7 protein-coding genes are annotated in these 6718 nt (G+C 56.1%); 1 reads left to right on the forward strand and 6 read right to left on the reverse strand.

Annotated elements, in window-relative coordinates; translation table 11 throughout:
* Nucleotides 1–184 precede the first annotated feature (184 nt).
* A complete protein-coding gene (locus ABH944_RS14780; RefSeq protein ID WP_404607319.1) occupies nucleotides 185–823 on the reverse strand; it encodes a hypothetical protein in 639 nt (212 codons plus the stop codon).
* 74 nt (nucleotides 824–897) lie between these two features.
* A complete protein-coding gene (locus tag ABH944_RS14785; protein WP_404607321.1) occupies nucleotides 898–1053 on the reverse strand; it encodes a hypothetical protein in 156 nt (51 codons plus the stop codon).
* A gap of 138 nt (nucleotides 1054–1191) precedes the next feature.
* Between ABH944_RS14785 and ABH944_RS14790 the strand changes: the two genes are divergently transcribed.
* Nucleotides 1192–1512, forward strand: coding sequence for a helix-turn-helix transcriptional regulator (locus ABH944_RS14790; protein ID WP_404607323.1), 321 nt, complete (start codon nucleotides 1192–1194; stop codon nucleotides 1510–1512).
* A 127-nt stretch (nucleotides 1513–1639) separates the two neighbouring features.
* Here the strand turns inward: ABH944_RS14790 and ABH944_RS14795 are convergent, their stop codons facing one another.
* The 4 genes from ABH944_RS14795 to ABH944_RS14810 all read right to left on the reverse strand — a co-directional run.
* Nucleotides 1640–2263: a hypothetical protein gene (locus tag ABH944_RS14795; RefSeq protein ID WP_404607325.1), complete on the reverse strand. Its 624-nt coding sequence runs from the start codon at nucleotides 2261–2263 to the stop codon at nucleotides 1640–1642.
* Nucleotides 2264–3423: 1160 nt separating this feature from the next.
* Nucleotides 3424–4464: a hypothetical protein gene (locus ABH944_RS14800; RefSeq protein ID WP_404607327.1), complete on the reverse strand. Its 1041-nt coding sequence runs from the start codon at nucleotides 4462–4464 to the stop codon at nucleotides 3424–3426.
* A 740-nt stretch (nucleotides 4465–5204) separates the two neighbouring features.
* A complete protein-coding gene (istB, locus tag ABH944_RS14805; RefSeq protein WP_404607329.1) occupies nucleotides 5205–5993 on the reverse strand; it encodes an IS21-like element helper ATPase IstB in 789 nt (262 codons plus the stop codon).
* 8 nt (nucleotides 5994–6001) lie between these two features.
* On the reverse strand, nucleotides 6002–6718 hold a 717-nt coding region (locus ABH944_RS14810), incomplete at its 5' end, for a Mu transposase domain-containing protein (RefSeq protein ID WP_404607331.1).

The raw sequence follows: 6718 nt of genomic DNA on the forward strand, positions 1-6718 counted from the left end.
ATGCGTCCTGGCTGTTCGCGCCTAACGGACATCTAGTTTGCTCGACGACCGCTACGGTCAAGCACGCCTTCTTGTGCATAGGCATGCGAAACCATTCGCATGCCTATGGATTCGCAGTCACGGTCCGAAGAATGACGGCGGCCTACGGACAACGAGCCAGGAGGAAAACACGTGCCCCGACTTGTCACCAAGCTATCCGCTGGCAATTATTTCTTGCTGTGCAAGTGGCGTCGTACTTGGCGATGGCGTCACCCTTCTTCTGGTCTGTTACGTTGTTATCGAAGATATCTTGAATGATGTCCGTAAAGAGCGCTTGCTGCATCATCGGAAGAGCGCCGAGACGGGCAAGCAGTTGCTGTTCGGTTGCCCCTGCATTTTTGCAAGCCACTATGAAGGCACCGGCAGTGAGCTTGGGACTCACGCTCGGACAGGGAGACGGCATTGACTGGGCTTGCGCCGCGGCTTGCTGTTGACGTTGCGCGTCCCGTCGGATGTTAGCGTTCTCGACCGCTTGCGCTTCTGCATCCGCTTGGTCGGACGCTTGCTTCGCCGCTGCCTGCCGACGTTGGGTCTGTGCTTGATACTGCGCTTGATCCGCTGCCGATATTGCTGCGCTGTTGTTTTGCGCTTGCTGCTCCCGAGTACTCATCGACTGCTGCGCGTCACTCGCGGCGTTGCTTTCAGGCGTCTGCGGCAACAACTTCTTGGTTTGGTTAATCACACTTTGAACCGACTGAAGAGCGCCGAAAATCGGGTTCGTTTGCGCATCCGCGGCAGGCACTCCAAACAAGAGCACAAGCGGAAATACAAGTGAGGGTTTCATGATGATTCTCCGGGTTATAAATTATTGCTAGGGGTATACGGACCGTATCTGTGCAACATGTGCCGCTTAAGGGACTAGTGGGTGCGCGCGCAGGTCGCTTGATCCGCAACGACCACGGTCACGCGCATCGTTTCGCCGAGCCGTTCGTCGTAATGCGCTCCCACGCGCGCCACGTCCTCCGATATCGGCATATTTCCAGCACCCGAGCGTCGGTCTTGTTTGATTCTCATGTGGTATTTGCTGACATCTTGTTTCCCGTTCGAAGGCTTTCAGGGCCAGATAATCGTCGAAATTGTACGATAAATACAGCAAACTATGTATGGTTCAGGCGATGGCGTTTGGGGCTTTGGGAAGGCATCCTGAGATTTATGAAATCGACCCCGAAGCGGCCCGCGAGGCGCAATCCAATCACCGCCGCCGTCGGACGACGACTAAAAGAGGTAAGACGGAACGCAGGTAAAAGTCAGGAGGATTTGGCTCACGAGGCGTCCGTCGGTCGCGCCGCGATCAGTTCAATTGAATCGGGCGTAACGAATCCGACTGTCTTAACCTTGGCGGCACTGTGCGCGGCGATGGGGGTCTCGCTCTCGGAACTGTTTGCGCCACTCACGATGACGCTGGACTCTGGGGAGACCCGGCGGGCCAACGCCGCAAACCCTCCGAAGATCGAGCGGTCCCGCCTGCGGTAGCGTCTGATATTCCTTGACGCCCTTGAGGCTGATCCGCACCCGTTCATCGACCGCGTGTTACAGCAGCAACCCATTACGGCGCTACCGCGTGGCGAGTAGGTGCCGCATCAGGCTTGCCGTTGCACGGTCACGGTGGCTTCCGGTCAGGCCGTTTTGATCCGTTAAGCCGCAAGGACATAGCGGCGGACAGCGTGACCCGATAGCTTTCCCATGCTGTGACATACAGGCCGCTGCGCTCACGCTTGGCACCCGGAGAAAACTCTAGGCGGGCGTTATGGGGCAGGAGGCCAGGGGACGATTCAGACGAGTCAGTGATGAGGATCGCCGAGGGTACATAGCGGCGTGCCACCACGCGCCCCTGCGTTGCTGTCGCGATCACGGCATGGTGCTGTCGTGGCGCATTGAGAGGTGCGAAACTTAAGATGACTGGTTGCCCTTTCCGCAAGGCCGTCTGGGTGAAGTCGAGCACCCTGTAATGAGGGCCGTCCACGTGGGAGATGGTCAGGCCGAAATCCAGTTCGCGAAGCCGTTGCCCAAGCTCCTCAAGGCCGATCCCGTCCGCATACACGTCTTTCACCTTTCGCCAGAACCGTCTTGCATTCGGCTCGCATCGCGGGCTGGATATCCTGCTCGGCGTGCCGATGATGCCGAGGATGGTCAGCGCTGCCGCTGCTGCATGGGTGGCACAGCCGCCCGAAATTTCGCCCTGCGAGCAATACAGTTCCGTTCGCGTCGACAATAATTTTTGCACGATGAATCCTGCCACCCTAGTGCCCGTCCATGACCGGGAAGGTGACGGCGCAGGTGCTTTGCCATAGCTTTTCCTGTCTGGCTCCGAGTGGGAATAAGGGACGTGCCAAGGCATCGGTTTTCATAGGTATCCTTAGTAAATTCAGTGTGAGCAGAAGCACCGGAATAACTACCCGGATTCAGGCTCGATGGCGTGGAAAAATCAGAAGGAACAGACAGCGGAACAGCGCGGTGCGAGGTCGCTCGAAATAGTCAGCGTACGGGCGGCATAACGTCCGGAACAGGCCCTGCCCGAAGCAAAGAAAATCACTGGCTGGTTTGCCGCACAAAGGCGCGCCAAAAACAGCCGCGGAAATCATGGTTTGAGGCATCCGTTACCGTAATACCTCCACCCGATCTCGAGTTGTACAGGCGCATCTTTTGGCAGCCAAAATACGGATTTTTAGCCAGAAAATTGCGCCGAAAACGTCATTTTGAGTGAATCCTAGCACGAAATTTCATCCGCGCAGCCGGTCGAGCTATCCAAAAAACAAACTGCCCGGCAGAAAAATGTCGCAAAAACATGACAATTTCCGGTCCGACGGACCGGCGCGGGCGGCGGAAAGCCGGTTTGACCGCCCGTCAACGGGGTAAATCGGCCCTCCACCGGCTCCAAACAGCCAGAGTGAGCGTGAGCCAGTTCCTTTAATGCGAACCCGCCAGACGGGGCCGTTGTCAACCAATTCGAAAGCTAAATGTAATCTCATAGCTCTCACCGCTCGTCGGGACAGGACCGGTCTTCGGGAAAAGCTCGAAGGAACGTCAAGTCCGCTTGATCGATCGCATCGCCGTAGTAGTGGTGCAGTTACTAGACGTCGACGGCTCGCACCTCACTCGCTAGCAATCGGCCGCAGACCCGAATCAGCCGGTCGAGATTCTTCAAAACGGACGTTCAGGACACTCCCCGCCGAGCGCTTCCGTGATCTGGCTATCAATAAAGTTCGGCTTCTTCTTTGCGTAGAGCTTCCTTTGCTGGAAATTCTGCTTCTGATCCCGGTTACTGGGTGGGGGGATTACCAAGGAACTCCGCCATCTCGGCTACGGATCGGGAAATCACCAACTGAGCGTGATGGACTGAACTAGCTTAATCAAGCCCTGCACATTTGAAGGGCTCTTATACTGTTACAGCCTCCGCGTCACTTCGGCAGAGATGCTGCAGGTCGATGTCGTCTTGACATAGATAGAAATACCCAACTCGCTGCTAGACCTAGCATGAATGCTTCTAGTTTGGACCATTGCGGATTGCTTATCCCTGGTAAGAATCGCTAATTGATCGGTGATGTCGGCGGTCGCGGTGCACCTGAGGTCGCTATCCCCGCAAGCAGGGGCTTTACCGCCCTGGATATAGTTCCATGGATCTGCTGCGTTACGTGACTTGGTTGTAACCGGGCTAGATGTCAATCCTACGGCCCTAACGAAGTAATTTGCTGTCCGGTCAGCAGCAGCATCGCAAAGTGCATCGGGCTCAACTGGTCCTTCACCAGATCTTCCAAAAACATGATCGTTACGGGCAGTTGTGTATCGGCTTGAAGAGATTGTCCATTCAACTTTATACAAATGTCCGTTACTATCCACCCACAAGTTAATCTTGGCGGGAGTATCCGCTAAATCGCCGTCGATGACCGCGTAGTCACCACCTTGCGCGTTGTGCCAGCTGCCATTACGGGATTTAGCGAAACTCTCCACTGACTCTCTAGAAGAGCCAAGCTTTGGTAACCCTAGCGCACTGGGAACATCAGATTCCGGAGGGGGCGGTTGATTGCCACCGTTAGGTTCCGGCGAAAGCTTCACGCCCTGCAACTGCATCAACATGTCGAACTTCTTACCCGTGTTGATATCTTTCGCGTTGGCGACCATTCCGCAGAACAGATAAAGGGTTCGGGCCTTGAGCGCCTGCGGATCGTCGGTCGGTGCGTTCTGCTGAGCCATTGAAAGACTCTTTTCACCAGAAACTGTTACATCCCCTCCAAACTTGACCGCCTTCAGAATGGCATCAGCTGCTGTCTTTGCTTCTACTTTCCCCTTTTCGCTCACTGCGGCGCCGGGCGGCGCAAGCAGATTACAGTCGACATCAGCTCTCGCCATATTGGCATAAGCACCAGAGATCAAGACAAAACCGACCGCTGCGAGCGATCGTGAGTGTGGTCGAATCGACGTGCGCACGGATGTTTCCCCCGACAGTCTTTGCGTATTGCCGCCCCACTACCGACGGATGGTGAGTGGACCTATTAGCATCAAAAATCCCAACGATAATAAGACGTTTGTGACAGGAGGAGAAGATCTTTACATGTGGCATGCGGCATCTCGGGAAGGCTTGCGCCTTTAGCGTATGGCACATGCACCGAATGCCAGTCTGTCGTGGCTGGTGCCGGGAGCCTATTGTCAATGATTTGGGCAGAATTACCAGGCGACCCCTTCTGGCCGATTGTCTTCGACTAAGCCTAAGCAACGCCAGTCTCAGTAATAGTTCGCTGATGCTTTGGAGGATTTTCGTCTACTCGAGATTTGCTATAGCAGCGAACACAGACCTTATCTGACAAAGCTTTCGTCTATCATTCCACCCCTTAACTGTCGTCGACTTAGAGCAGCCGGTCAAAATGACTTTGTTCGTCTCAGTTCGGACCCTTTCCTGTCTTTCCCGCCCTTATCCAACTAACGGCCAACGTCAAGGAGCAACAACCATTCACGAAACCATGCCAGCCGACGGCGGCCCATTGCAGGCCACCGTCTGTCGCGAAGGTCTCGTGCCGACCGGACTTGGTCCAAAGGGAGCCCTCCTTGGCTGCTCCACAATTCGGTTCTCTCAGGTTCCGACGCGGTGTCACCTTTCGGCGTAATCGCGCCGGGCATTTTCGCCGTATTGACGCCACCGGAAACGAGGAATTGGAGGGTTCGAACGGGGATCAAGGTTGCTTGATTTTGCCTCCTTTTGCAAGCTCGGTTCTAGGTGACTCGACGCCCGGTTTTAGTCCGCGATAGCTCTCACCGTCGAGGACGATTTTGTGTGCGCCGTGACGCAAGCGATCAAGGGTAGCGGCGCCGATCATCTTGTTACCGGGGAATGCTTCGCCCCATTCGGGGAAGTCCAAATTTGAAGTCAAGATCGTGGCCGCGCGCTCGTAACGCTCGGCGATCAGATCGTGGAAATCTTCATCGTCCGGCGAACGCAGTGGCTTAAGTCCGAAGTCGTCAATGATCAGAAGTGGAAGCTTGGCGAGATACTGGAAACGGCGGTCGTAGGTGCCCACGGCCGCCGCGCTGCGTAGACTTGCTAGCAATTGGCTTTGCGTAGAGAACAAGACATCGTGTCCTTGCCGCGCAGCTGCATGTCCCAGCGCTTGTGCGAGATGACTCTTGCCAGTCCCACACGGGCCGGCGATCAGAACGGCTACTTTCTCGTCGATGAATCGGCACGTGGCCAGATCGTGGATGGCGGCTCGATTCAAACCTGGCAGCCGATCAAAGTCGAATCCTTCAAGTGTCTTCTGGCTACGGAAGTTGGCGCGTCGCATGCGCAAGCTGAGTTTCTTGTTATCGCGCCGGGCTACTTCATCATGGATGAGTAGCGAAAGGAATTCGGTGAAGGCGAGCTTGCGATCAATGGCCTCGCGGTTTCGCGCTTCCAGCGAATCGAGGATGCCAGACAAGCGCAGTTGTTTAAGCAGTGGAGTCAGTTCAGGAATGGGATGCATGGCCGGCCTTATTGGAGAATGGTTTGTGTATTGCGGCAGAAACGGCCCCCTTCGGTGTAGGTGCTCGCCAGCGCATCAAAGGCGTTTAACATCGTCAGCTGATCCAATCCCTTTTGCAGGATGGTTTTAACTGCCGTGTAATGCGGCGTGCCGTAGTGGTTGGCGCGCGAGCAAGCGGCTTCGAGTCGAATCGCGCCGTATTTCTGTTTGAGCCGCAACACGCCTTGCACCGAGCGCATCTTGATTAAGACTTTGTCGCCGAAGAGCGCATGAACCAGGGCGTAGCAGGCAGGCCCGATCTGCTCAGCAGTTGCCAGACACCATTGGGTGTCCTGCAGTTGCCACGCTTGAGCAGCGGATGGCAGATGATCGTCTACGGTGCGGCGGCCGCCTGGACGGGTAAGACGCACGTGGGCGGCAACCGATTCCTGCCCGCGATACAGCGTCACCATGGTGTCGGTCGCCTTGAGCCACAACTCCTGGCCGACCAGTCGATACGGGACCGAGTAAAAACTCTGCTCGAACTGGACGTGAGCGTCGCGATGCACCTTCCCCTTAGCCCACACCGCAAGCTCTGGTGGGACGTCTGGCAAGCTGCTTAGCAGGCTACGTTCGACTTCCGCGAAGCGTTTGAGCGGCATCTCGCGGGTGGTCCCGTGAATGCGGTTGCCGGCCTCGTTCATTACCCAAGCGTGTATCTGGCGGTTGGCGTCAGCCAGACCACG

The organism is Caballeronia udeis (assembly GCF_044909315.1).
GTDB lineage: Bacteria > Pseudomonadota > Gammaproteobacteria > Burkholderiales > Burkholderiaceae > Caballeronia > Caballeronia udeis_A.

Excerpts from the sequence above, each read along its gene's own strand:
- ABH944_RS14780 (WP_404607319.1), bottom strand. The coding sequence starts at position 823 with ATGAAACCCTCACTTGTATTTCCGCTTGTGCTCTTGTTTGGAGTGCCT.
- ABH944_RS14785 (WP_404607321.1), bottom strand. The coding sequence starts at position 1,053 with ATGAGAATCAAACAAGACCGACGCTCGGGTGCTGGAAATATGCCGATA.
- ABH944_RS14790 (WP_404607323.1), top strand. The coding sequence starts at position 1,192 with ATGAAATCGACCCCGAAGCGGCCCGCGAGGCGCAATCCAATCACCGCC.
- istB (WP_404607329.1), bottom strand. The coding sequence starts at position 5,993 with ATGCATCCCATTCCTGAACTGACTCCACTGCTTAAACAACTGCGCTTG.